General features: G+C 61.5%; 20 protein-coding genes. 14 read left to right on the top strand and 6 right to left on the bottom strand.

Annotation, left to right across the window (positions count from 1 at the left end):
* Window positions 1–76 precede the first annotated feature (76 nt).
* Window positions 77–1726 carry an acyl-CoA dehydrogenase family protein gene (locus tag ACW9HX_RS15475; RefSeq protein ID WP_457381293.1) on the bottom strand — a complete coding sequence of 550 codons (1650 nt, stop codon included), beginning with the start codon at window positions 1724–1726 and terminating at the stop codon, window positions 77–79.
* Between the two features lie 95 nt (window positions 1727–1821).
* Window positions 1822–4170: a 7TM diverse intracellular signaling domain-containing protein gene (locus ACW9HX_RS15470; protein ID WP_457381292.1), complete on the bottom strand. Its 2349-nt coding sequence runs from the start codon at window positions 4168–4170 to the stop codon at window positions 1822–1824.
* A gap of 304 nt (window positions 4171–4474) precedes the next feature.
* Here ACW9HX_RS15470 and ACW9HX_RS15465 point away from each other — a divergent pair, with 304 nt between their 5' ends.
* The 4 genes from ACW9HX_RS15465 to ACW9HX_RS15450 all read left to right on the top strand — a co-directional run bounded on the left by ACW9HX_RS15465 (window position 4475) and on the right by ACW9HX_RS15450 (window position 7995).
* Window positions 4475–5272, top strand: a complete 798-nt coding sequence (locus ACW9HX_RS15465) for a hydroxymethylpyrimidine/phosphomethylpyrimidine kinase (RefSeq protein WP_039771996.1) — start codon at window positions 4475–4477, stop codon at window positions 5270–5272.
* An 18-nt stretch (window positions 5273–5290) separates the two neighbouring features.
* A complete protein-coding gene (thiE, locus tag ACW9HX_RS15460) occupies window positions 5291–5914 on the top strand; it encodes a thiamine phosphate synthase (protein WP_457381291.1) in 624 nt (207 codons plus the stop codon).
* 17 nt (window positions 5915–5931) lie between these two features.
* A complete protein-coding gene (gene hemL / locus ACW9HX_RS15455; RefSeq protein WP_064599654.1) occupies window positions 5932–7215 on the top strand; it encodes a glutamate-1-semialdehyde 2,1-aminomutase in 1284 nt (427 codons plus the stop codon).
* 225 nt (window positions 7216–7440) lie between these two features.
* Window positions 7441–7995: a tetratricopeptide repeat protein gene (locus tag ACW9HX_RS15450; protein ID WP_285418355.1), complete on the top strand. Its 555-nt coding sequence runs from the start codon at window positions 7441–7443 to the stop codon at window positions 7993–7995.
* An 18-nt stretch (window positions 7996–8013) separates the two neighbouring features.
* On the opposite strand, the gene ACW9HX_RS15445 is transcribed toward ACW9HX_RS15450, so the two are convergent.
* A complete protein-coding gene (locus ACW9HX_RS15445; protein WP_077045543.1) occupies window positions 8014–8343 on the bottom strand; it encodes a DUF1820 family protein in 330 nt (109 codons plus the stop codon).
* Between the two features lie 134 nt (window positions 8344–8477).
* On the opposite strand from ACW9HX_RS15445, the gene miaB reads away from it, so the two are divergent.
* The 5 genes from miaB to lnt all read left to right on the top strand — a co-directional run bounded on the left by miaB (window position 8478) and on the right by lnt (window position 13874).
* Window positions 8478–9806, top strand: coding sequence for a tRNA (N6-isopentenyl adenosine(37)-C2)-methylthiotransferase MiaB (gene miaB / locus ACW9HX_RS15440; protein WP_015096961.1), 1329 nt, complete (start codon window positions 8478–8480; stop codon window positions 9804–9806).
* Between the two features lie 193 nt (window positions 9807–9999).
* A complete protein-coding gene (locus ACW9HX_RS15435; RefSeq protein ID WP_007958684.1) occupies window positions 10000–11004 on the top strand; it encodes a PhoH family protein in 1005 nt (334 codons plus the stop codon).
* On the top strand, window positions 10997–11491 hold the full coding sequence (gene ybeY, locus ACW9HX_RS15430; protein WP_085712270.1) for an rRNA maturation RNase YbeY: 495 nt from the start codon (window positions 10997–10999) through the stop codon (window positions 11489–11491). The genes ACW9HX_RS15435 and ybeY overlap by 8 nt, the downstream gene beginning before the upstream one ends.
* Window positions 11492–11496: 5 nt before the next feature.
* Window positions 11497–12336: an HlyC/CorC family transporter gene (locus ACW9HX_RS15425; protein WP_007909641.1), complete on the top strand. Its 840-nt coding sequence runs from the start codon at window positions 11497–11499 to the stop codon at window positions 12334–12336.
* Between the two features lie 14 nt (window positions 12337–12350).
* Window positions 12351–13874 (top strand): apolipoprotein N-acyltransferase, encoded by a 1524-nt coding sequence (gene lnt / locus ACW9HX_RS15420; protein WP_457381290.1) that lies wholly within the window; start codon window positions 12351–12353, stop codon window positions 13872–13874.
* Window positions 13875–13909: 35 nt separating this feature from the next.
* Here lnt and ACW9HX_RS15415 read toward each other — a convergent pair whose 3' ends face one another.
* Entirely contained in the window at window positions 13910–14689 is a 780-nt protein-coding gene (locus tag ACW9HX_RS15415) for a YdcF family protein (RefSeq protein ID WP_457381289.1), read from the bottom strand.
* Between the two features lie 104 nt (window positions 14690–14793).
* Entirely contained in the window at window positions 14794–15117 is a 324-nt protein-coding gene (locus tag ACW9HX_RS15410; RefSeq protein WP_457381288.1) for a hypothetical protein, read from the bottom strand.
* Window positions 15118–15371: 254 nt separating this feature from the next.
* On the opposite strand from ACW9HX_RS15410, the gene leuS reads away from it, so the two are divergent.
* From leuS to ACW9HX_RS15385, 5 genes are all read left to right on the top strand, one after another.
* Window positions 15372–17978: a leucine--tRNA ligase gene (gene leuS, locus ACW9HX_RS15405; RefSeq protein WP_457381287.1), complete on the top strand. Its 2607-nt coding sequence runs from the start codon at window positions 15372–15374 to the stop codon at window positions 17976–17978.
* An 88-nt stretch (window positions 17979–18066) separates the two neighbouring features.
* On the top strand, window positions 18067–18672 hold the full coding sequence (lptE, locus tag ACW9HX_RS15400) for an LPS assembly lipoprotein LptE (protein ID WP_457381286.1): 606 nt from the start codon (window positions 18067–18069) through the stop codon (window positions 18670–18672).
* 39 nt (window positions 18673–18711) lie between these two features.
* Window positions 18712–19749 (top strand): DNA polymerase III subunit delta, encoded by a 1038-nt coding sequence (holA, locus tag ACW9HX_RS15395; protein ID WP_096820791.1) that lies wholly within the window; start codon window positions 18712–18714, stop codon window positions 19747–19749.
* A 140-nt stretch (window positions 19750–19889) separates the two neighbouring features.
* Window positions 19890–20054: an alternative ribosome rescue factor ArfA gene (gene arfA / locus ACW9HX_RS15390; protein ID WP_007958672.1), complete on the top strand. Its 165-nt coding sequence runs from the start codon at window positions 19890–19892 to the stop codon at window positions 20052–20054.
* 61 nt (window positions 20055–20115) lie between these two features.
* Window positions 20116–21438, top strand: coding sequence for a lytic murein transglycosylase (locus ACW9HX_RS15385; protein ID WP_457381285.1), 1323 nt, complete (start codon window positions 20116–20118; stop codon window positions 21436–21438).
* Between the two features lie 118 nt (window positions 21439–21556).
* On the opposite strand, the gene ACW9HX_RS15380 is transcribed toward ACW9HX_RS15385, so the two are convergent.
* Complete coding sequence (locus ACW9HX_RS15380) at window positions 21557–22507, bottom strand: S66 peptidase family protein (protein WP_457381284.1); 951 nt, start codon at window positions 22505–22507, stop codon at window positions 21557–21559.
* Window positions 22508–22543: the final 36 nt, after the last annotated feature.

Genomic DNA, 22543 nt, shown 5'->3' with positions numbered 1-22543 from the left:
CTCGATGTTGAATGTGCCGGCATCTTCGCGGGCAAGCCCGCTCCCACAGGGTTTTGCAGTGTTTGAGAGATTTGCTTCAGAAACCTTGCGGGGTGGAACGGGCGACGATGGCTTCAACATCAAGGCCTCGCGGCAAAGCACCATAGGCCCGGCCGCCACCGCTCAGGCGACTGGCAATAAAGGCATCACTGACTGCCGAATTCCCGGCCTCCAGCAACAGCTTCGCTTGCAGCCCCAGAGCAATGTCTTCGGTCAGTTGCCGCGCCCGATACTGAATGTCGCCGGTGTCCTTGAACGACGCCTGCAATTGCTGGATATGCGCGGCCAGCCGTTTATCGCCATGGCCATCGCCCAGTTCGTTGAAAAGCACATCGAGCACACCCGGCTCTTTCGACAGTGCGCGCAACACATCGAGGCATTGCACATTGCCGGAGCCTTCCCACGTTGAGTTCACCGGGGCTTCGCGGTACAGCCGCGGCAGGATGCTCTCCTCGACATAACCCGCGCCGCCCATGCATTCGGCGGCTTCGTTGATCATGGCTGGCGCGCGTTTGCAGATCCAGTATTTGCCCACCGCCGTCACCAGTCGGGCGAACTGCGCCTCATGGCGATCGTCCAGATGATCCAGCGCCTTGCCCATGCGCAGGCTCAGGGCCAGCGCGGCTTCGCTTTCCAGCGCCAGATCGGCCAGCACGTTCTGCATCAGCGGTTGTTCGCTGAGCAATTTGCCGCCGACCTTGCGGTGGGCGCAGTGATGGCTGGCCTGGGTCAGTGCCTGACGCATCAGCGAACTGGAGCCGACCATGCAGTCGAAACGGGTCATGGCCACCATCTCGATGATGGTCGGCACGCCGCGCCCCTCTTCACCGACCATCCACGCCAGTGCGCCTCGGAATTCCACTTCGCTCGAGGCGTTGGACTGGTTGCCGAGTTTGTTCTTCAGGCGCTGGATGTAGAACTGATTGCGTGTGTCGTCCGGGCGATGGCGCGGCAGCAGGAAACAGGTCAGGCCCTTGTCGGTCTGCGCCAGCGTCAGGAACGCATCGCACATCGGCGCCGAACAGAACCACTTGTGGCCCACCAGTTCATAAGCCTGGCCCGGGCCACTGGCGCCGACCGGATAAGCCTTGGTGGTGTTGGCCCGCACGTCGGTGCCGCCCTGTTTCTCGGTCATCGCCATGCCGATAGTCACGCCAGCCTTGTGGGCCATGCCGACATTGCGCGGGTCGTATTCGGTGGCGAGGATTTTCGGCAGCCATTGTTCGGCCAGGTCCGGTTGCAAACGCAGCGCGGGCACACTGGCGAAGGTCATGGTCAACGGGCAACCGCTGCCGGCTTCGGCCTGGCTGTGCAGATAACTCATGGAGGCGCGGGCAACATGGGCGCCGTCCTGTGGATGAGCCCATGGCAAAGACGTCAGGCCATGTTCGATGGCCGTGCGCATCAGCTGGTGATACGCCGGATGAAACTCCACCAGATCGATGCGATGGCCATAGCGGTCATGGCTGGCGAACACCGGTTTGTTCTGGTTGGCAAGGAACCCGGCCTCCATCAGCGGCCCGCCGGCCAGCGCGCCGTAGGCGTCGATCCTCGACTCGGCCCAGCCAGCGCCGAACCGCCGCGACCACTCCTGCAACGGCAGGTCGATGCGGTACAGGTTGGTGCCGTCCAGCGACGGAGGCTGGTTGGTGACTTCGTGGGTTTCGGCGAACTGATGCAGGTTCATGACGGGGCTCCTTGATCGGCCAGAGCTTCAGTTAAGCACCGCCCCCGGACCGATCAAAGTGTCATATCGGCCTAAATGCCGGCGCTTTCACCCTGCTAGCAACTCAACACCCGGCGCTGCATTGCGACCTGCAAGTCCTCGAATTTCACCGGTTTGCTCAGGTAGTCGATCGAACCGCCGGAAGCGCAATGCTCTCGATCGGCCCCCAGCGCGATCACGAACACCGGCAGGCTGGCGCATCCCGGCAAGTCGTGGATCTGGCAACACAACGACGCGCCATCGAGCGGCGGCAACTGGCAATCGATCAGCACCGCGTCGAACGGCTCGCGTTGCAGGCATTCGATGACTGCGGAACCGTGGTCGGCGGTGCGCACGCGGAAACCGAGCTTGAGCAACATCCCGCGCATCACCAGTTGATTGACGCTGTTGTCGTCCACCAGCAACACCGTGCAGTCCTGCGGTGCGCGTATGGCATCGCGAACAAGCGTCGGCGCGGCTTCGACGGCCGGCAACTCAAACTCGACGTCCAGTTGAAAACGACTGCCGCGACCCGGCTCGGAGCGATGGGTCAGCTTGCCGCCGAGCAATTCCACCAATTGTCGGCAGATCGCCAGCCCCACGCCCAGGCCGCCGTATTCGCGGGTCATCGAACCGTCGAGCTGGAAGAAGCGCTGATACATCGTGGCTTCACCCAGATCGGTAAAGCCGATGCCGGTGTCGATCACCGCAAACGACAGCGCCAGGCGATTGTCCGTCGACGGTTTGCCGGTAACCCGCAGTGCAAGGCCACCGACGCGGGTGAACTTGATCGCGTTGTCCAGCAGGCATTCCAGGCATTGCGCGAGTTTGGCGCTGTCGCCGTGCAGGCGATCCGGCAGGGTCGGCAGCACGTCGACCTTGAAGTCCAGCGACTTGCTCGAGGCGTTGCCATCGAACTGCACGCGCAGCGCCTCGACCACCGCTCGCAGGCTGAAACTGCCCGGCGTCGCCTTGAGCTTGCCGGCCTGCAATTCGGTCAGCGTGAGGATGCCGTTGACCATGCGCATCATGTCCCGCGCCGAACCGGCGGCGGTTTGCTGGTATTGCTCCAGTTCCGGGTCCAGTTCGACGGTCTGCATCAGTTCCAGCGAGCCGATCACGCCGTTCATCGGCGTGCGCAGTTCGTGGGTCAGGGTCGCAAGAAACTCGTCCTTGAGCTTGTTGCTGTGGGCCAGTTGCTGGTTGAGCACTTCGAGTTTCTGGCCGGCGTCGAACAGGGTCTGCGCCTGTTGCTCACGCATCGCGTTGATGCGGTCGGCCAGCGCCAGGGACAGCAGCGCGACCTCGATGGCCGAGCCGATCTGGCTGGCGTACATGGTCAGGAACACGTTCGGCAGCAACCCCAGGACCATCATCGTGTTGACGATCCCGCCGAGCAGAAACGCCGACCAGGCAATGATGAAGTAGCGCGCCACCCGCAGACCGCGCCACCAGGCAAGGATCCCGGCGGCGAAGATCACCACGGTAAAGATCAACGCCAGCGTCGTCGCCAGACGCAGGGCCAAGGCATAACTGGTCATCAGCGAGAGGCCCATCACCAGTGCGCCGAAGGCAATCAGGGCAATCAACAAACGGTCGAGCCAGCGGCTGTGGTTCTTGGTCTGCAGGAAACTGCGGGCGAACTGGCTGCCGAACAGCCCCGCGCAACCAATGAAAAATGGCGTGGCGGCGTTGGCCCACCACGGGTTGTCAGGCCAGAAATACTCCACCGCCGCGCCATTGACCGACAACTGGTACAGGCCGAACGAGCCGATATAGAAGATGTAATAGAGGTAACTGGTGTCGCGCACGCTGAGGTAGATGAACAGGTTGTAGACCAGCATCCCCAGCAGCACACCATAAATCAGGCCCAGCACGTACAGGCGCACCGGCTGGTCTTCGAGGTAGGCGGTGCTGGACCACAATGTCACCGGCGCCTGGATCGAGCCTTCACTGGACAGCCGCAAATAAACGGTCTGTTGCTGGTCAGGCTTGAACGTGAGGTTGAACAGGTAGTTGTTCTGCCGAATCTCGCGACTGGCGAACGGCAACGCATCCCCGGTCTGGCGCACCAGACGATAGTCGCCAGAGGCATCGGGCAGATACAGGTCAAGGTGATCGAGCGGCGGGTAGGCCAGCTCCAGCAGCCAGGTACGCTGCGCCGCCGGATTGCTCGGGCGGTAATGCAGGTCGATCTTCAGCCAGAACGCCGAGCGCGAATAACCGGCATTCAGCGTGGCTTTATCGTGTTTTTTGAATTGTCCGGCAGCAGCTTGCGCGCGGACGTCGGCAATGTTCGCCTGACCGCTCGGGTCTTCGAACACTTCCAGGGATCGACCCAGTGGGAGGCTCTGGGTGAACTCGTCGAATTCGACGGCGTTTGCCAGGAGGGGCAAACAGAACAGCAACATCAACAAATAGCGCATTGAAGCCCCAGCGTGGCCTGTCCGGTTGTGTCAGGAAGCCCCCCATTCCCTTTGAGTAGACGTAAAACCGGTATTACCTGTTATTGGTTTGGATCCACTCTAGCATAGCCGTTGATGGCCATTGAGCACCATGGAAATTTTTCCTACAAAGGCTCTAGAACGGGCGTTCCAGAGCAAAACGCCGGACTAGAGCTGTTGGCTCGGTCAGATTGTGGCAACGGCTGCAGATCCGACTATCGAGGTTATCGGCCGCATGCTGCGCCGCAACACCCGAAAAACAGGTTTGGTGGTAAGCTCGCGCACCATGAATATCTACAGCTCACGCCCCGTTGTCCTCTGTCTCTCCGGCCACGACCCCAGTGGTGGCGCCGGCTTGCAGGCAGATATCGAAGCCCTGCTCGCTCAGGGTTGCCATGCGGCTCCGGCCGTCACCGCCCTGACCGTGCAAGACACGGTCAACGTCACTGACTTTCGCGTCCTCGACCGTGAGTGGGTACTGGCCCAGGCCAATGCCGTACTCAACGATTCCGAAGTCGCGGCAGTGAAACTGGGCATGCTCGGTTCCCTGGAAATGGTCGACACCGTTGTCGAACTGCTTCAGGCGCACCCGCACTTGCCGGTGGTCTGCGACCCGGTGCTGCGCGCCGGTGGCGGCGGACGCCTGGGCAAGGACGAAGTCGGCTACGCCATGCGCGAACGCCTGCTGCCGCTGTCGATCATCGCTACCCCCAACCTTCCCGAAGCCCGGATCCTCGCCGAACTGCCAGAAGGCACCGCGGACGAGTGCGCTGAAAAACTCCTGCCGTTCATCAAGAACCTGCTGATCACCGGCGGTCACGGCGACGAAACCGAAATCCACAATCGCCTTTACAGTCGCGACGGCCTGCGCGAAACCTTCAAGTGCCAGCGTCTGCCCGGCAGCTACCATGGTTCCGGCTGCACATTGGCCAGCACCCTCGCCGGCCGCCTGGCACTGGGCGAAAACCTTGCCAGCGCCGTGCGTACCGCGCTGGATTACACCTGGCGCACCCTGCGCGATGCCGAACAGCTGGGCAAAGGCCAGTTCGTGCCACGTCGTCTGCCGCTGGATTTCTGCTCGTAACGTCGTGAGGTCTGCCTGATGAAACTACGTGGCCTGTACGCCATTACCGACGGTCCGTTGCTGGCCGGCAAGTTCCTGCCGTACGTGGAGGCGGCGCTGGAAGGCGGCGTCACCCTGCTGCAATACCGCGACAAAAGCAGCGACGAAGCCCGGCGCTTGCGTGAGGCCGAGGCCTTGCGTGATCTGTGCGAACGCTACAAGACCCAACTGATCATCAACGATGACGCCGAACTGGCCGCACGCCTGAACGTCGGCGTACACCTGGGCCAGACCGACGGCCCGTTGTCGCCGACCCGTGCCCTGCTCGGTTCCAAGGCGATCATCGGTTCGACCTGCCACGCGCAACTTGAACTGGCCGAACAAGCCGCCAAGGAAGGCGCGAGTTACGTCGCCTTCGGTCGCTTCTTCAACTCCAACACCAAACCCGGTGCGCCGACCTGCAGCCTCGATCTGCTGGACGAGGCCAAACGCACGCTGCACCTGCCGATCTGCGCGATCGGCGGCATCACCCTCGACAACGCCGCGCCACTGGTGGCCCACGGTGTCGATCTGCTGGCCGTGGTCCATGGCCTGTTCGGCGCCGACAGCACCGCCGAAGTGACCCGTCGCGCCCGCGCATTCAACGAATTGTTCAAATCCTGATTTTTGAGAGCCCGATCATGTCTCGTTCCGAAACCCTGTTTGCCAACGCCCAGAAACACATTCCCGGTGGCGTGAACTCGCCGGTTCGCGCGTTCAAGAGCGTCGGCGGCACGCCGCTGTTCTTCAAACACGCCGAAGGCGCCTACGTCACTGACGAAGACGACAAGCGTTATGTGGATTACGTCGGTTCCTGGGGCCCGATGATCCTCGGCCACAGCCATCCTGACGTGCTGGACGCTGTGCGCAATCAGTTGCAACACGGCTTGTCCTACGGTGCGCCGACCGCGATGGAAACCGAGATGGCCGACCTGGTCTGCTCACTGGTGCCGTCGATGGAGATGGTGCGCATGGTCAGCTCGGGCACCGAAGCGACCATGAGCGCGATCCGTCTGGCCCGTGGTTTCACCGGCCGCGACAGCATCATCAAGTTCGAAGGCTGCTACCACGGTCACTCCGACAGCCTGCTGGTCAAGGCCGGTTCCGGCGCACTGACCCAGGGCGTGCCAAGCTCGGCCGGCGTGCCAGCGGCGTTCGCCAAACACACCCTGACCCTGCCGTTCAACGACATCGACGCCGTTGAAAAAATGCTCGCTGAAGTCGGCCAGGATGTCGCGTGCATCATCGTCGAGCCGGTTGCCGGCAACATGAACTGCGTGCCGCCGGCACCGGGTTTCCTCGAAGGCCTGCGCAGCCTGTGCGACAAGCACGGCGTGGTGCTGATTTTCGACGAAGTGATGACCGGTTTCCGCGTTGCTCTCGGCGGTGCCCAGGCTTACTACGGCGTGACCCCGGACCTGACCACCTTCGGCAAGATCATCGGCGGCGGCATGCCGGTCGGCTGCTTCGGCGGCAAGCGTTCGATCATGGAGCGCATCGCACCGCTGGGCCCGGTTTATCAGGCAGGCACCTTGTCGGGCAACCCGCTGGCGATGGCCGCCGGCCTGACCACCCTGCGCCTGATCAGCCGCCCGGGCTTCCACGCAGAACTGACCGACTACACCACTCGCCTGCTCGACGGTCTGCAGCAGCGCGCCGACGCGGCGGGCATTCCGTTCGTGACGACTCAGGCCGGCGGCATGTTCGGTCTGTACTTCAGCGGCGCTGACGACATTGTTACTTTCGAAGACGTGATGGCCAGCGATGCTGCGCTGTTCGGTCGTTTCTTCCACCTGATGCTCGAAGGTGGCGTGTACCTGGCACCGAGCGCATTCGAAGCCGGTTTCACCTCGATCGCCCACGGCGAAGCGGAGCTGAAACTGACCCTCGACGCTGCCGAGCGTGCGTTCGCCAAACTGAAATAATGGCTTGATCGCTGACGTTGGCCATTGCCAGCGTCAGCTTTCACCTACATTCCAGCGCTTTCTCCGACGCTTCTGCCAAAAATCTCCCGCAAACCGGGTGATATATTCCCCACACAGCAGAAAATCGAGTAAAGACTTTGTAAGGTTGGCCCTGCTTATTTCATAATGCGCGCTTATTGGATCCCTCGACGGGTCCGCGCGCCCTTCAGAGGTAAGTCGATTCTCATGAACCGCACCGGCCGCACCCTTGCCTTGGGCTGCCTGTTGCTCCTTCAGCCACTGCTCGCACATGCACAAGCAGGCGGCAACTCGTTGTTGATCCCGGCGATGGGTCGTTGCACCCTCAATACTCAGCCGCAAGATGTCACGCAGGCTCTCGCCGCCTGCCAAAAGGCAGCGGATGAAGGGGATGCGCAAGCGCAATACGAGTTGGGTGAGTTCTACTACGACGGCAAGAATGCGCCGCGCGACCTCAATCAAGCCCTGAGCTATTTCGAAAAGGCCTCGCTGCAAGGCCACGCCCAGGCGCAATTCAAGCTCGGTACCATGTTCTTCCACGGTGAAGGCGTGCAGGCCAACAACATTCAGGCTTACATCGTGCTGAAGATGGCGGCGGTCAACGGCGCCGAAGACGCTCTGGACACCGCAGACGAAGTCGCCGAGAAAATGCCCCGCGAAGACCTGGAAACCGCGACCCAGGTACTCGGGCAAATTTTCCGTAAATACCTGATGGAACTGCAGAGCGCCGACGGACGTACGCCGTTCTCGCCGCTTCCGTAATCCCTTTCCCCGCCTCGCTTACTTCTCGGGCATCGGCACCGGAAACGGCATCACATTGCCGACCGCACCGCGAGCCTCGCTGATTTTTGGCGTACCGAGACGTTCCACTTCGTCGATGCGCACGATCGAATGCATCGGCACAAAGCTGCGCACCACGCCTTCGAATTGCGCCTTGAGCTTCTCTTCGCTCGGGTCGACAACCACTTGGGTGCGCTCGCCAAAGACGAACTCTTCCACTTCCAGGAAGCCCCACAGATCACTTTGATAGATCTGCTTGGCGTACATTTCGAACACCTGGCCCTGGTTGAGGAAAATTACCTTGTAGATTGGAGCTTCGCGTTTGGTCATGGCGGGCGGACAACACATCGGGGTAAAAATGAGGGCGCGAACTATAGCATAGCCACTGGACGCGCAACGGTAGGAACCTGGGGACATGTTCCCTATAATGCGCGGTTCTTTGAACCACGTGACGACCCTACTCCATGGCCAAGAAGCTTTACATCGAAACCCACGGTTGCCAGATGAACGAGTACGACAGCTCGCGCATGGTCGATCTGCTGGGCGAACACCAGGCCCTGGAAGTCACGGCGCGCGCCGAAGATGCCGACGTGATCCTGCTCAACACCTGCTCGATCCGCGAACGCGCCCAGGACCGGGTGTATTCCCAGCTCGGCCGCTGGCGCGAACTGAAACTGGCTAACCCGGACATGGTGATCGCCGTCGGCGGTTGCGTGGCCAGCCAGGAAGGTGCGGCAATCCGTGATCGCGCCCCGTACGTCGACGTGGTGTTCGGCCCGCAGACCCTGCACCGCCTGCCGGAAATGATCGACGCTGCACGCATCAGCAAGCTGCCGCAAGTCGACGTCTCGTTCCCGGAAATCGAAAAATTCGATCACCTGCCCGAGCCACGCATCGATGGCCCAAGCGCCTACGTGTCGGTGATGGAAGGCTGCAGCAAGTACTGCACATTCTGCGTGGTGCCTTACACCCGCGGCGAAGAAGTCAGCCGGCCGTTCGACGACGTGATCGCCGAGATCATTCACCTGGCTGAAAACGGCGTGCGTGAAGTGACCCTGCTCGGGCAGAACGTCAACGGTTATCGCGGGCTGACCCACGACGGTCGCCTCGCGGACCTGGCGGAGTTGATCCGTGTTGTAGCCGCTGTCGACGGCATCGACCGCATCCGCTACACCACCTCCCATCCGCTGGAGTTCTCCGACAGCCTGATCCAGGCCCACGCCGACGTGCCGGAACTGGTCAAGCACCTGCACTTGCCGGTGCAGTCCGGTTCGGACCGGATCCTGGCCGCGATGAAGCGCAACCACACCGCACTGGAGTACAAGTCCAAGCTGCGCAAACTGCGCGCCGCCGTACCGGGCATCTGCATCAGCTCGGACTTCATCGTCGGCTTCCCGGGGGAAACCGAGAAAGACTTCGAACAGACCATGAAGCTGATTGCCGACGTCGGTTTCGACTTCTCTTATTCGTTCGTCTACAGCCAGCGCCCGGGCACCCCGGCTGCCGATCTGGCCGACGACACCCCTGAAGAACTGAAGAAAGAACGCCTGAACGCCTTGCAGCACCGTCTGAACCAGCAAGGTTTCGAGATCAGCCGACAAATGGTCGGTTCGATCCAGCGGATTCTGGTGACCGACTATTCGAAGAAAGACCCGGGCGAGCTGCAAGGGCGTACCGAGAATAATCGTATCGTCAACTTCCGCTGCGATAATCCGACCCTGATCGGCCAGTTCGCCGACGTGCACATCGATGCGGCACAACCGCACTCGCTGCGCGGCTCGCTGATCCAGTAACACTACTGTTCAACTGTGGGAGTGAGCCTGCTCGCGATGAACGATGACGCGGTTTGTCAGATGAACCGCATCACGCCCATCGCGAGCAGGCTCGCTCCCACAGGAACTGCATTTATTTAAGAGCTTTCGCACCCACGCCACTGGCGTTATCCTTGATTTCATCCTAATTGCCCCAGGGCGGCTAAATACGACCTTGAACGCACCCATAGAACCTCATCGTTTTATCCTCGAGCCTTTTGAGGCTCGCCGCTTCGCCAATCTGTGCGGGCAGTTCGACGAGCACCTGCGCCTGATCGAACAGCGCCTGGCCATCGAGATCCGCAACCGCGGCAATCAGTTCGAACTGATCGGCGAACCCAAGCTCACCACTTCCGCGGAAAACCTGATTCGCCGCCTGTACCGGGAAACCAAGGGTTCAGAGCTGTCGCCGGATACGGTTCACCTGTTTCTCCAGGAATCGGCCGTCGAACAACTCGACAACCACGCCCCCGCCGAAGCCTCCGTCGCCCTGCGCACCAAGAAAGGCATGATTCGCCCTCGTGGCTTGAATCAGCTGCGCTATGTGAAGGAAATCCTCGGCAACGACATCAACTTCGGCATCGGTCCGGCCGGTACCGGCAAGACCTACCTGGCTGTGGCCTGCGCCGTGGATGCCCTGGAACGCGAGCAGATCCGCCGCATCCTGCTGGTGCGTCCGGCGGTCGAAGCGGGTGAAAAACTCGGCTTCCTGCCCGGCGACCTGTCCCAGAAGATCGACCCGTACCTGCGCCCGCTCTACGACGCTCTCTACGAAATGCTCGGCTTCGAATACGTGGCCAAGCTGATCGAGCGTCAGGTGATCGAAGTTGCGCCACTGGCCTACATGCGCGGTCGCACGCTGAACAACAGCTTCATCATTCTCGACGAAAGCCAGAACACCACCGTCGAGCAGATGAAGATGTTCCTGACCCGGATCGGTTTCGGCTCCACGGCCGTGATCACCGGCGACATCACTCAGGTCGACCTGCCGCGCGGCACCAAATCCGGACTTCACCATGTCATCGAAGTCCTGAAGGATGTGCCGGGTATCAGCTTCACGCACTTCCAGCCAAAAGACGTGGTGCGCCACCCGCTGGTGCAACGCATCGTCGAAGCCTACGAGCGCTTCGAGACGCGTGTCGCTGATGAAGCGCCAAAGGACACTCGCCACGATGCTTGAGCTTGACCTGCAAATCGCGACCGAAGCGTCTGCGCCGACCGAAGCCGAATTCCGCCAATGGTGCGAACTGGCCCTGCGCCAGCGCACGGCCGATTCGGAAATGACCATTCGTCTGGTCGACGAGGAAGAAGGCCGCGAACTGAATCACACCTGGCGCCACAAGGATTACGCGACCAACGTGCTGTCCTTTCCCGCCGAAGTGCCCGACGAGTTTCTCGACATTCCCTTGCTGGGCGATCTGGTGATCTGCGTGGCGGTGGTCGAGCGCGAAGCGGCCGAACAGGGCAAGGAACTAAAGGCCCACTGGGCACATCTGGTCATTCACGGCTGCTTGCATCTGCTTGGTTACGACCATATAGATGACGAGGAAGCCGAGGAAATGGAAGCACTGGAACGCGAGTTGCTTGCCGAATTGGGTTATCCCGATCCGTACGCGGACGACGAAACCGAAACATCCCCTATCGTTACAACAAAGGATTCAGAGTAATCGCTATGAGCGAAGATCGATCGAGCAACGGGCAGAAGTCCTGGCTGGGTAAACTGACCCAGGCTTTTGCCCACGAGCCGAAGAACCGCCAGGAGCTGCTGGAGCTGCTGCGCGATGCACATCAGAACAAACTGCTGGACAGCGAAGCGCTGGCCATCGTCGAAGGCGCCATTCAGGTGGCTGACCTGCAAGTACGCGACATCATGGTGCCGCGCTCGCAGATGATCAGCATCAAGGCGACCCAGACACCCCGCGAATTCCTCCCTGCCGTGGTCGACTCGGCCCACTCGCGCTACCCGGTCATCGGCGAAAGCCATGACGACGTGATGGGCGTGCTGCTGGCCAAGGATCTGCTGCCGCTGATCCTCAAGGAGAACGGCGACAGCTTCAACATCAAGGACCTGCTGCGCCCGGCCACCTTCGTGCCGGAGTCCAAGCGTCTGAACGTGTTGCTGCGCGAGTTCCGCGCCAACCACAACCACATGGCCATCGTCATCGACGAATACGGCGGCGTGGCCGGTCTGGTGACCATCGAAGACGTGCTTGAGCAAATCGTCGGCGACATCGAAGACGAGCACGACGTCGAAGAAGACAGCTACATCAAGCCGCTGCCCAGCGGTGATTTCCTGATCAAGGCCCTGACGCCGATCGAGAACTTCAACGAGTTCTTCGACAGCGAATTCTCCGACGACGAGTTCGATACCGTCGGCGGGCTGGTGATGAGCGCGTTCGGGCACTTGCCAAAACGCAACGAAATCACTGAAATCGGCGCCTATCGTTTCCGCATCCTGAACGCCGACAGCCGTCGGATTCACTTGCTGCGACTCACGCCAATCGCCCGGTAAATTTAAGGACTGAAATGCGCTGGACAACCCGCCCCGGCTGGCCCGGTAATCTGCTGGCCGTGGCGGCCGGTGCAATCACCACCTTCGCTCTGGCACCATTCGATCTCTGGCCGCTGGCCCTGCTGGCTGTCGGCCTGTTCTATGCCGGCCTGCGCGAGCTGAGCCCGCGCCAGGCTCTCGGCCGTGGCTGGTGCTTCGGTTTCGGCCTGTTCGGCGCCGGCACCAGCTGGATCTACTACAGCATTCACCATTTCGGCGGTGCTTCGGTGCTGCTGGCCGGGTTCCTGATGCTGATTTTCACGGCGGCCATTGCCTGGTTCTTCGCCCTGCCCGCCTGGCTCTGGGCGCGCTGGTTGCGTCGCAACGAGGCACCGCTGGCCGATGCCCTGGCCTTCGCTGCGTTGTGGGTAGGCCAGGAAGCGTTTCGTGGCTGGTTCCTCACCGGTTTCCCGTGGTTGTATTCCGGTTACAGCCAGCTCGATGGCCCGCTGGCCGGACTCGCGCCGCTGGGCGGGATGTGGCTGGTGTCGTTTGTCCTGGCGCTGACAGCTGCACTGATCTACAACGCACCGCGCCTGCTGCAGACCGGTCGCAAAGGTTTTATCGCCGCCGGCCTGCTGTTGCTGGTCGGGCCGTGGGTGGCGGGCATCGCGCTGAAGGGCCACGCCTGGACCAGCCCTGCCGGCGCACCGCTGAGCGTCGCCGCGATTCAGGGCAACGTCGCGCAAAGCATGAAATGGGACCCGGCCGAGCTCAATGCGCAACTGGCGCTGTACCGCGACCTGAGCTTCCGTTCGAAACCGGTGGACCTGCTGATCTGGCCGGAAACCGCCGTGCCGGTGCTCAAGGAGTCCGCCGAGGGCTACCTGAACATGATGGGCAACTTCGCCGCCGAGCGTAAATCGGCGCTGATCACGGGCGTGCCGATCCGCCAGACAGTGCGTCACGAGAAGCGCTTCTTCAACGGCATCACCGTGGTCGGCGAAGGCGATGGCACGTACCTGAAGCAGAAACTCGTACCTTTCGGCGAGTACGTACCGTTGCAGGACATCCTGCGCGGGCTGATCGCGTTCTTCGATCTGCCGATGTCCGATTTCGCTCGTGGTCCTTCCGATCAGGCGCTATTGCAGGCCAAGGGTTACCAGATTGCACCGTTCATCTGCTACGAAGTGGTGTACCCGGAATTCGCCGCCAGCCTGGCAGCACGCAGCGATCTGCTGCTGACCATCAGCAACGACACCTGGTTCGGCACCTCGATCGGCCCGCTGCAACACTTGCAGATGGCGCAGATGCGCGCCCTTGAAGCCGGGCGCTGGATGATTCGTGCGACCAATAACGGCGTGACCGGCCTGATCAACCCGTTCGGGCAGATCACCGAGCGCATTCCGCAGTTCGAACAAGGCGTGCTCTACGGCGAAGTGGTGCCGATGCATAACCTGACGCCGTATCTGCAATGGCGCTCGTGGCCGTTGATCATCCTGTGCGTTGTGCTGTTTGGCTGGGCGCTGATGACCAACCGGATATCCAAGACCCTCTGAAAACCCGCTCACTCCCGCGTTCTGCGCGGGAGTGATCAGTCGGCGCTGTCTTCCCCTCGGTAGAACAACGAATAGCCGATCTGCCCCACCGCCTCGTTCAACAACTGTCCGCTCTGCCAGATCGACTTGAACTCCGGCATCCAGCCGCCAAACGGCCGGGCATTGTCAGTGCCCAGGAAACCGACCGGTGCCGGCACCACTTCGAATCCTGCCTGTTGATAACTCCACACCGCACGCGGCATGTGCCACGCCTGGGTCACCAGCACGATGCGTTTGACGCCTTGCGGCAGCAGTATTTTGGCGCTGAAAGCAGCGTTTTCCCACGTGGTGCGGCTTTCCCCTTCCTGCCAACGCACCGTCACACCGAAATCATCGCGTAGGGAGTCGGCCATCAGCTTGGCTTCGGTCGGTGGCGTACCGTAATGCAGGCCACCGCTGGTCAGAATCGGCAACCCCGAGGCCTTGGCCAACCGTGCTGCATAACGCTGTCGTTCGAGACCTACTCCAGTCGGCTGATCTTCGCCCCAGGCCAGATCGCCGCGCTCGCGACCGGAGCCCAGCACCACAATGGCGTCCGCGCGTTGCGCAAGGCTTGTCCAGTCTTCCCGGGCCAGCGGCGGCTCGCGCTCCAGAGCCTTGGCGCCCCATTGCACGACCACCGGCAGACTCATCAGCAGGAAACCGCCAAAACCCAGGGCAAAGCACAGCCCCGCCAGTCGCGGCCGCGAACGTCGCAACCACCAGGCGACGAGCAACAGCAACAAGAGAAGGCCGGGCGGCAATAGAAGTTGTTTAATGAAATAACGAAAAGGCATCGGACATCTCCAGAGATGCCCGAAGCCTAAGTGGGTTAATACAGCGCGACAACCAGTAGGGTCGGATCCGCTGAAAAAGATCCGTTTTTTGACCTGCCATGCGTTTACTTGGCCTGCAGAGTGCGAACCTTGACGGTGTCTCTGCCGGGTGCCTTGTCCTTGAGCCAGATGACTTTGGCCGAATGGGTTGCATCGAGTTGCTTCACTGCCTGTGACAGGTATCCGTGGGTTTCACGCTCACTGCGATCCAGATAGGCCTTGACCAGTTCGAACTCGGCGGGGCTCAAGCCACGCAATTCCAGCTCCAGGGGGCGCTCGTCGCGCAGCCGGCCAGCGGTTTTCGCAGCGTCCAGAGCCATCCCCAGACGATCGATCAACCGCTCGTACAACTCGGGTTTGGTAACGTTTTTTTGCTGTGACTCCACCATCCCTCACCTCATTGAAGATAAGACTCACTCCCCAGTTAGAGCTTAGCTTCGCTGCACAAACCGGCTGCACGCCGCGACCAACGGCCCTCGCCGCGATTTTGCCCGGTCAAACGGCTGCAATCAGGGTTTCCCTAGGCCAAGCGCGGTCATGTATGCTACGGCGCTTCCTGTAACTCCACTTCCAGCCCGTCCGGCCCGCTCCGGATGTCGCATTGAAGAGGATTAGGCCACCCCTATCCAGTACAAAAGTAGCCATGCACGAACAATATCAGCCCCGTGAAATCGAAGCCGCCGCCCAGTCGTTCTGGGACGAGCAAAAGTCCTTTGAAGTCAGTGAACAGCCAGGCAAGGAGACTTACTACTGCCTGTCGATGTTCCCTTACCCCAGCGGCAAGCTACACATGGGGCACGTGCGCAACTACACCATCGGCGACGTGATCTCCCGCTACCAACGCATGCTCGGCAAGAACGTTCTGCAACCGATGGGTTGGGACGCCTTCGGCATGCCGGCGGAAAACGCCGCGATGAAGAACAACGTGGCCCCGGCCAAGTGGACCTACGAAAACATCGCCTACATGAAATCCCAGCTGCGCAGCCTGGGCCTGGCGGTGGACTGGTCCCGCGAAGTCACCACCTGCAAGCCGGACTACTACCGCTGGGAACAATGGCTGTTCACCCGCCTGTTCGAAAAAGGCGTGATCTACCGCAAGAACGGTACGGTGAACTGGGACCCGATCGACCAGACCGTTCTGGCCAACGAGCAGGTGATCGACGGTCGCGGCTGGCGTTCCGGCGCGCTGATCGAAAAGCGCGAAATTCCGATGTACTACTTCAAGATCACCGCCTACGCGGATGAGCTGCTCGAAAGTCTCGACGAACTGACCGGCTGGCCGGAACAGGTCAAGACCATGCAGCGCAACTGGATCGGCAAGTCCCGCGGGATGGAAGTGCAGTTCCCGTACAACGTCGATTCGATCGGCGAAAGCGGCACCCTGAAAGTCTTCACCACCCGTCCGGACACCCTGATGGGCGCAACCTATGTTGCCGTGGCTGCCGAACACCACCTGGCTGCTCTCGCTGCGAAGAACAACCCTGAGCTGCAAGCGTTCATCGCCGAATGCAAGGGCGGTAGCGTCGCCGAAGCCGACGTCGCCACTCAAGAGAAGAAAGGCCTGCCGACCGGCCTGTTCGTCGAGCACCCGCTGACCGGTGAAAAACTGCCGGTGTGGGTCGCCAACTACGTGCTGATGCACTACGGCGATGGCGCGGTCATGGCTGTGCCGGCTCACGACGAGCGCGATTTCGAGTTCGCCCACAAGTACAACCTGCCGGTCAAATCCGTGGTTCGTACCAGTTCCGGTGAAACCAACCCTGCTCCGTGGCAGGACGCCTACGGCGAGCACGGCACGCTGATCAACTCCGGCGAGTTCGACGGCCTGGACTTCGCCGGCGCGTTCGACGCCATGGAAGTCGCCCTGATCAAGAAAAACCTCGGTGCCTCTCGCACCCAGTTCCGCCTGCGTGACTGGGGCATCAGCCGTCAGCGCTACTGGGGCTGCCCGATCCCGATCATCCACTGCGATGCCTGCGGTGACGTGCCGGTGCCGGAAGATCAACTGCCGGTCGTCCTGCCGGAAGACGTGGTGCCGGACGGCGCCGGTTCGCCGCTGGCGCGCATGCCCGAGTTCTACGAGTGCAGCTGCCCGAAATGCGGCCAGCCTGCCAAGCGTGAAACCGACACCATGGATACTTTCGTCGAGTCGTCCTGGTACTACGCCCGTTACGCCTCGCCGCACTTCGAAGGCGGCCTGGTGGAAAAAACCGCGGCCGACCACTGGTTGCCGGTGGATCAGTACATCGGCGGCATTGAACACGCCATTCTTCACCTGCTCTACGCGCGCTTCTTCCACAAGCTGATGCGTGACGAAGGCCTGGTGAGCTCCAACGAGCCGTTCAAGAACCTGCTGACCCAGGGCATGGTGGTCGCCGAGACTTACTATCGTCGTGAAGCCAACGGTGCCTACACCTGGTTCAACCCGGCGGACGTGGAACTCGAGCGCGACAGCAAGGCCAAGGTCATCAGCGCCAAGCTGATCGCCGACGGCCTGCCGGTGGAAATCGGCGGCACCGAGAAGATGGCCAAGTCGAAGAACAACGGCGTCGACCCGCAATCGATGATCGATCAGTTCGGCGCCGACACCTGCCGTCTGTTCATGATGTTCGCTTCGCCACCTGACATGAGCGCGGAATGGTCCGACTCCGGCGTGGAAGGCTCGCACCGCTTCCTCAAGCGCGTCTGGCGTCTGGCTCAGGCCCACGTCACTCAGGGCCTGCCGGGCAAACTGGACGTCGCCAGCCTGAATGACGAACAGAAAGTCATTCGTCGTGCGATTCACCAGGCGATCAAGCAGGCCAGCCATGACGTCGGCCAGAACCACAAATTCAACACCGCCATCGCCCAGGTGATGACGCTGATGAACGTGCTGGAAAAAGCCGCGCAGGCAACCGAACAGGATCGCGCACTGGTTCAGGAAGGCCTGGAAACCGTGACGCTGCTGCTGGCGCCAATCACGCCGCACATCAGCCACGAGCTGTGGAATCGCCTGGGTCACGCCGATCCTGTGATCGACGCAGGCTGGCCGGTGCTGGACGAAAGCGCACTGGTGCAGGACAGCCTGACCCTGGTCATCCAGGTCAACGGCAAGCTGCGCGGCCAGATCGAAATGCCGGCTGCCGCAACCCGTGAAGAAGTCGAAGCCGCGGCCCGTGCCAACGAAAACGTGCTGCGCTTCGTCGACGGCCTGACTATTCGCAAAGTGATCGTAGTGCCCGGGAAACTGGTCAATATCGTCGCCAGCTAATTGGATCGGGCGCCGGGTTTTGCCTGGCGCCCTGTAAAACCTTTCGGGCCGCAGGGTCGGCCCACATGGTTTCAAGGGGAGCAACACAATGATCAAACGCAATCTGCTGGTGATGGGCCTCGCCGTCCTGTTGAGCGCCTGTGGTTTCCAGCTGCGCGGCACCGGCACCACCGAACTGGCGATCAAGGAGCTCGACCTGAGCGCCCGCAACGCCTACGGCGAAACCGTCACCCAACTGCGTCAGGTGCTGGAGGCCAGCGGCGTCAAGATTGTCTCCGGTGCGCCGTACAAGCTTTACCTGGCTGATGAGCAAGAGAACCAGCGTATCCTCAGCTACGCCGGCGCAGGCCGTACCGGCGAATATCAGGTGAGCACCGTGCTCAACTACGATATCCGTGGCGAAAAAGACCTGCTGCTCAAAAGCGACAAGCTTGAAGTGCAGAAGGTATTCATCCACGACGGCAACAACCTGGTGGGTTCCGATCAGGAAGCCAACGATGCACGCGCCGAAACACGTCGTGAGCTGGTACAGCGCATGATACTGCGCCTGCAACAGCTGACTCCGGCTCAGCTGGACGCCCTGCAAAAAGCTGCCAATGACCGGGCCAAGGCAGAAGCCGACGCCCTGGAAGCGGCGCAGAAGGCTGAAGCGGAAACCCCGCGTCAGTCGCCGCTCGAACTGCCTAAGCAGTAAGACGTTCGGGGCGCTCAGGCGCCCCGTTCGCCGTCTCTTATGAAGCTCGCTCCCGCCCAACTCGGCAAACACCTGCAAGGCGCCCTCGCGCCGGTCTACATCATCAGCGGCGATGACCCGCTGCTGTGTCAGGAAGCTGCCGACGCCATTCGCTCCGCTGCCCGTCAGCAAGGGTTCGACGAACGCCAGGTCTTCGCCGCCGACGCCAATTTCGATTGGGGTACGTTGCTGCAGGCCGGCGCCAGCATGTCGCTGTTCGCTGAAAAGCGTCTGCTGGAACTGCGCCTGCCCTCCGGCAAGCCCGGTGACAAGGGCGCTGCCGCACTGATCGAATACTGCTCGCGCCCCGCCGAAGACACGGTGCTGCTGATCAGCTTGCCCAAGCTGGACGGCAGCGCGCAGAAGACCAAGTGGGGCAAGGCGCTGGTCGAGGGTCAGCAGACCCAGTTCATCCAGATCTGGCCGGTTGACGCCAACCAGTTGCCGAGCTGGATTCGCCAACGCCTGTCCCAGGCTGGGTTGTCAGCCAGTCAGGACGCCGTCGAATTGATCGCCGCGCGAGTCGAAGGCAACCTGCTCGCTGCTGCGCAGGAGATCGAGAAGCTCAAGCTGATGGCCGAGGGTGGGCAGATCAGCGTCGAAACCGTGCAGGCCGCCGTGGCCGACAGTGCGCGTTTTGACGTGTTCGGCCTGACCGATGCAGTGCTCAACGGTGAACCTGCTCACGCACTGCGCATGCTCGAAGGGCTGCGCGGCGAAGGGGTCGAGCCGCCGGTGATCCTCTGGGCCCTGGCCCGGGAGCTGCGCCTGCTGGCTAATATCTCATTGCAATACAGCCAGGGCACGCCGCTGGACAAGTGCTTCAGTCAGGCTAAACCGCCGGTCTGGGACAAGCGCAAACCGCTGATGAGCAAAGCCCTGCAACGCTACTCGGCGCAACGCTGGGCGCAATTGTTGCTCGAAGCCCAGCGCATCGATGCGCAGATCAAGGGTCAGGCAGCCGGCTCACCATGGATGAGCCTCAGTCGGCTGGCGCTGTTGATGGCCGGTCAGCGTCTGACGTTACCTGCCGAATGAAACCCGGGATCGCACACTGCGATCCCGTTTTTTTGTACAGACCGTTTCCTACAGAACATCCCGCCTTCCGTCCTATAGACAGACGCTCGACATCGGCAGATCATTTGCCGCGCAAAACCCACTCACTCGCGAGAACCCTCATGAGCAAAAAGCCATCGAAACATGGCCATAACAAGGCCAAATCCATCGTCGCCCAACCCCTGTTCCGCAGCCGCCAGGAACGACCAACCAAGGGTAAAGGCAGCTACCGCCGCGAAGCCTTCCAGTCTGACAGCTGGGAGGCTTCTTACTTTCTGGCCGCTTGAAGCGCAGCACCCCTTCCTCATGTTAAGGTCTGCACCTGATTCGTATCCCCTGGACCTGTGCATGCCCCTCAGTCTTTCCCGTCGTTGGCCCGTTCGCCAACTGATCGCTGCCACAAGTTTCATACTGCTTGTCGCCTGCGCGGAGAAACCCACCGCCGCCGACGCGCAACCGCTTCAGACCGCTCCTGTTGCCACGGCCCCTGCGATCATTCCGCCGGTAGTGCCGTCCGGGGATGATCTCGACCTGCAACCGACCCAGACATTCGCCGAGTGGCAGGCAGGCTTTCGCAAGGACGCCCTGGCCGCCGGCATTCGTGCCGACGTCTTCGATCGCGCCTTTGCCAACGTCAGTTTCGACGCCAGCGTGATCCGTGCCGACCGCAGCCAGCCAGAGTTCGCCCGGCCGGTGTGGGAATACCTGGATGGTGCCCTGTCGCCGCTGCGCGTGCGCAAAGGCCAGGCGCTGATCAACCAGTACGCCGACATCCTGCAACGCATCGAGCAACGCTATGGCGTCGATCGCCAGGCGCTGGTGTCGGTGTGGGGGATGGAAAGCAATTTCGGCCAGTTCCAGGGCACCAAGTCGGTGATCAACTCCCTGGCGACCCTGGCCTATGAAGGCCGCCGCCCGGGCTTTGCCCACGCGCAACTGATCGCGGCGCTGCAAATCCTGCAACAGGGCGATATCACGCCAGAGAAAATGCTCGGCTCCTGGGCCGGCGCCATGGGCCAGACGCAGTTCATCCCGACCACCTACAACACCCACGCGGTGGATTTCGACGGTGACGGTCGCCGAGACATCTGGGGCAGCCCGGCCGATGCGCTGGCCTCTACCGCGCATTACCTGCAAAGCTCCGGCTGGCAGCGTGGCCAGCCGTGGGGCTTCGAAGTGCAACTGCCGAGCGGTTTCAACTACACCCTGGCCGACGGTGCGATTCGCAAAAGTGTCGCCGAATGGCGGCAACTGGGTGTGATCCTGCCCAACGGTGGCCAGGCACCGGCTGGCTCCGAGCAGTTGTCGGCTGCCCTGCTGCTGCCGGCGGGCTATCGTGGCCCGGCGTTCCTGATCCTCGACAACTTCCGGGCGATCCTCAAGTACAACAACTCGTCGTCCTATGCCCTGGCCGTCAGCCTGTTGTCCGAACGCTTCAACGGTGCCGGCCTGATCAATGGCACCTGGCCAAAAGATGACCTGCCGTTGAGCCGCACCGAAAGGATCGAACTGCAGAACCTGCTGACCGCGCGCAACTACGACGCGGGCACCGCTGATGGCATCATCGGCGCCAATACGCGCAAGGCGATCCGCAGTGCACAGCAGTCCTTTGGCTGGCCGGCGGATGGCTATCCGACGCATAAGCTGCTGGAAAGCCTGCGTAACCAGTAAAAGCATCGCGGGCAAGCCCGCTCCCACAGGTCCGGTGGTGATCACAATATCTGTGTACACCATAAACTTTGTGGGAGCGGGCTTGCCCGCGATGACTGACTCACAGACGATGAAAAACCTATCGTCTGGTGACTACATCCTGCTCCAGCATCAACTCTTTCGTCCCCGCATCCAGTCGGACCAGCGCGCCCATCGGCAACGTCAGGTTCGGATCACAATGCCCGCTGCGCCAGCCCGCCAGCACTGGAATCCGCAACGGTTCAAAGGTCTGCTTGAGTAAACGGTTCAAGGCCTCGGTATCCACGCCCGCCACATCCCCGACCAACACGCCGCGCAATCTGGCCAGTTTTCCCGCCAGACGCATCTGGGTCAGCAAGCGGTCGATCCGATACAGCGGCTCGTTGACATCCTCGATGAGCAGAATCACCCCTTCGACATCGATTTCGTAAGGCGTGCCCAAGGTCGCGGCGATCATCGCCAGATTGCCGCCCAGCAGACGCCCGTGGGCAATGCCGGGCTCAACCGTGGTCAATGGATAAGCCACCGGATGACTCAGTACACTGCCGGCCTTCAACTGCCCGCGCAGCATGGCGAAGAACGACGTCACCGTCGGCGGCTCCTTGTCCCCCAGCAGATCGGCATTCAATAGAGGGCCGTGAAAGGTCACGAAGCCTGCGTAGCGACTGATGGCCAGATGCAGCGCGGTGATGTCGCTGTAACCGACGAAGGGCTTGGCATGGCGACTGAGCAGGTCGTAATCGATCCGGTCGAGCAACCTTGGGGTGCCATAACCACCCCGCAGGCAAATGATTGCATCGACCTCTTCGTCAGCGAACGCCGCGTGCAGATCGTTGAGCCGCACTTCGTCGCTGCCGGCCAGATAGCCATCCTTCTCGTAGACGCCAGGGAACACCCGCAAACCGTAACCTCGGGCGCGCATCCACTGAACGGCCTTTTCGGTGTCCAGAGCGCCGGGGCCGGCTGGCGCAATGACGCCTATCAGCCCTTCCGACGGCAGCGCCGGCACAGGTTTGTGCGGAAAAAGGGTGTGGGTAGGTCGAACGGTCATCCATGGATCTCCCTGTGTGAAGTCATGCTCACACAG

It is taken from the genome of Pseudomonas sp. SDO52101_S400 (assembly GCF_054071635.1).
This window is presented reverse-complemented; position numbering and strand designations above follow the sequence as displayed.

Coding starts and splice junctions, on each gene's coding strand:
- ACW9HX_RS15475 (WP_457381293.1), bottom strand. CDS start 1,726: ATGAACCTGCATCAGTTCGCCGAAACCCACGAAGTCACCAACCAGCCT.
- ACW9HX_RS15470 (WP_457381292.1), bottom strand. CDS start 4,170: ATGCGCTATTTGTTGATGTTGCTGTTCTGTTTGCCCCTCCTGGCAAAC.
- ACW9HX_RS15465 (WP_039771996.1), top strand. CDS start 4,475: ATGAATATCTACAGCTCACGCCCCGTTGTCCTCTGTCTCTCCGGCCAC.
- thiE (WP_457381291.1), top strand. CDS start 5,291: ATGAAACTACGTGGCCTGTACGCCATTACCGACGGTCCGTTGCTGGCC.
- hemL (WP_064599654.1), top strand. CDS start 5,932: ATGTCTCGTTCCGAAACCCTGTTTGCCAACGCCCAGAAACACATTCCC.
- ACW9HX_RS15450 (WP_285418355.1), top strand. CDS start 7,441: ATGAACCGCACCGGCCGCACCCTTGCCTTGGGCTGCCTGTTGCTCCTT.
- ACW9HX_RS15445 (WP_077045543.1), bottom strand. CDS start 8,343: ATGACCAAACGCGAAGCTCCAATCTACAAGGTAATTTTCCTCAACCAG.
- miaB (WP_015096961.1), top strand. CDS start 8,478: ATGGCCAAGAAGCTTTACATCGAAACCCACGGTTGCCAGATGAACGAG.
- ybeY (WP_085712270.1), top strand. CDS start 10,997: ATGCTTGAGCTTGACCTGCAAATCGCGACCGAAGCGTCTGCGCCGACC.
- ACW9HX_RS15425 (WP_007909641.1), top strand. CDS start 11,497: ATGAGCGAAGATCGATCGAGCAACGGGCAGAAGTCCTGGCTGGGTAAA.
- lnt (WP_457381290.1), top strand. CDS start 12,351: ATGCGCTGGACAACCCGCCCCGGCTGGCCCGGTAATCTGCTGGCCGTG.
- ACW9HX_RS15415 (WP_457381289.1), bottom strand. CDS start 14,689: ATGCCTTTTCGTTATTTCATTAAACAACTTCTATTGCCGCCCGGCCTT.
- ACW9HX_RS15410 (WP_457381288.1), bottom strand. CDS start 15,117: ATGGTGGAGTCACAGCAAAAAAACGTTACCAAACCCGAGTTGTACGAG.
- leuS (WP_457381287.1), top strand. CDS start 15,372: ATGCACGAACAATATCAGCCCCGTGAAATCGAAGCCGCCGCCCAGTCG.
- lptE (WP_457381286.1), top strand. CDS start 18,067: ATGATCAAACGCAATCTGCTGGTGATGGGCCTCGCCGTCCTGTTGAGC.
- holA (WP_096820791.1), top strand. CDS start 18,712: ATGAAGCTCGCTCCCGCCCAACTCGGCAAACACCTGCAAGGCGCCCTC.
- arfA (WP_007958672.1), top strand. CDS start 19,890: ATGAGCAAAAAGCCATCGAAACATGGCCATAACAAGGCCAAATCCATC.
- ACW9HX_RS15385 (WP_457381285.1), top strand. CDS start 20,116: ATGCCCCTCAGTCTTTCCCGTCGTTGGCCCGTTCGCCAACTGATCGCT.
- ACW9HX_RS15380 (WP_457381284.1), bottom strand. CDS start 22,507: ATGACCGTTCGACCTACCCACACCCTTTTTCCGCACAAACCTGTGCCG.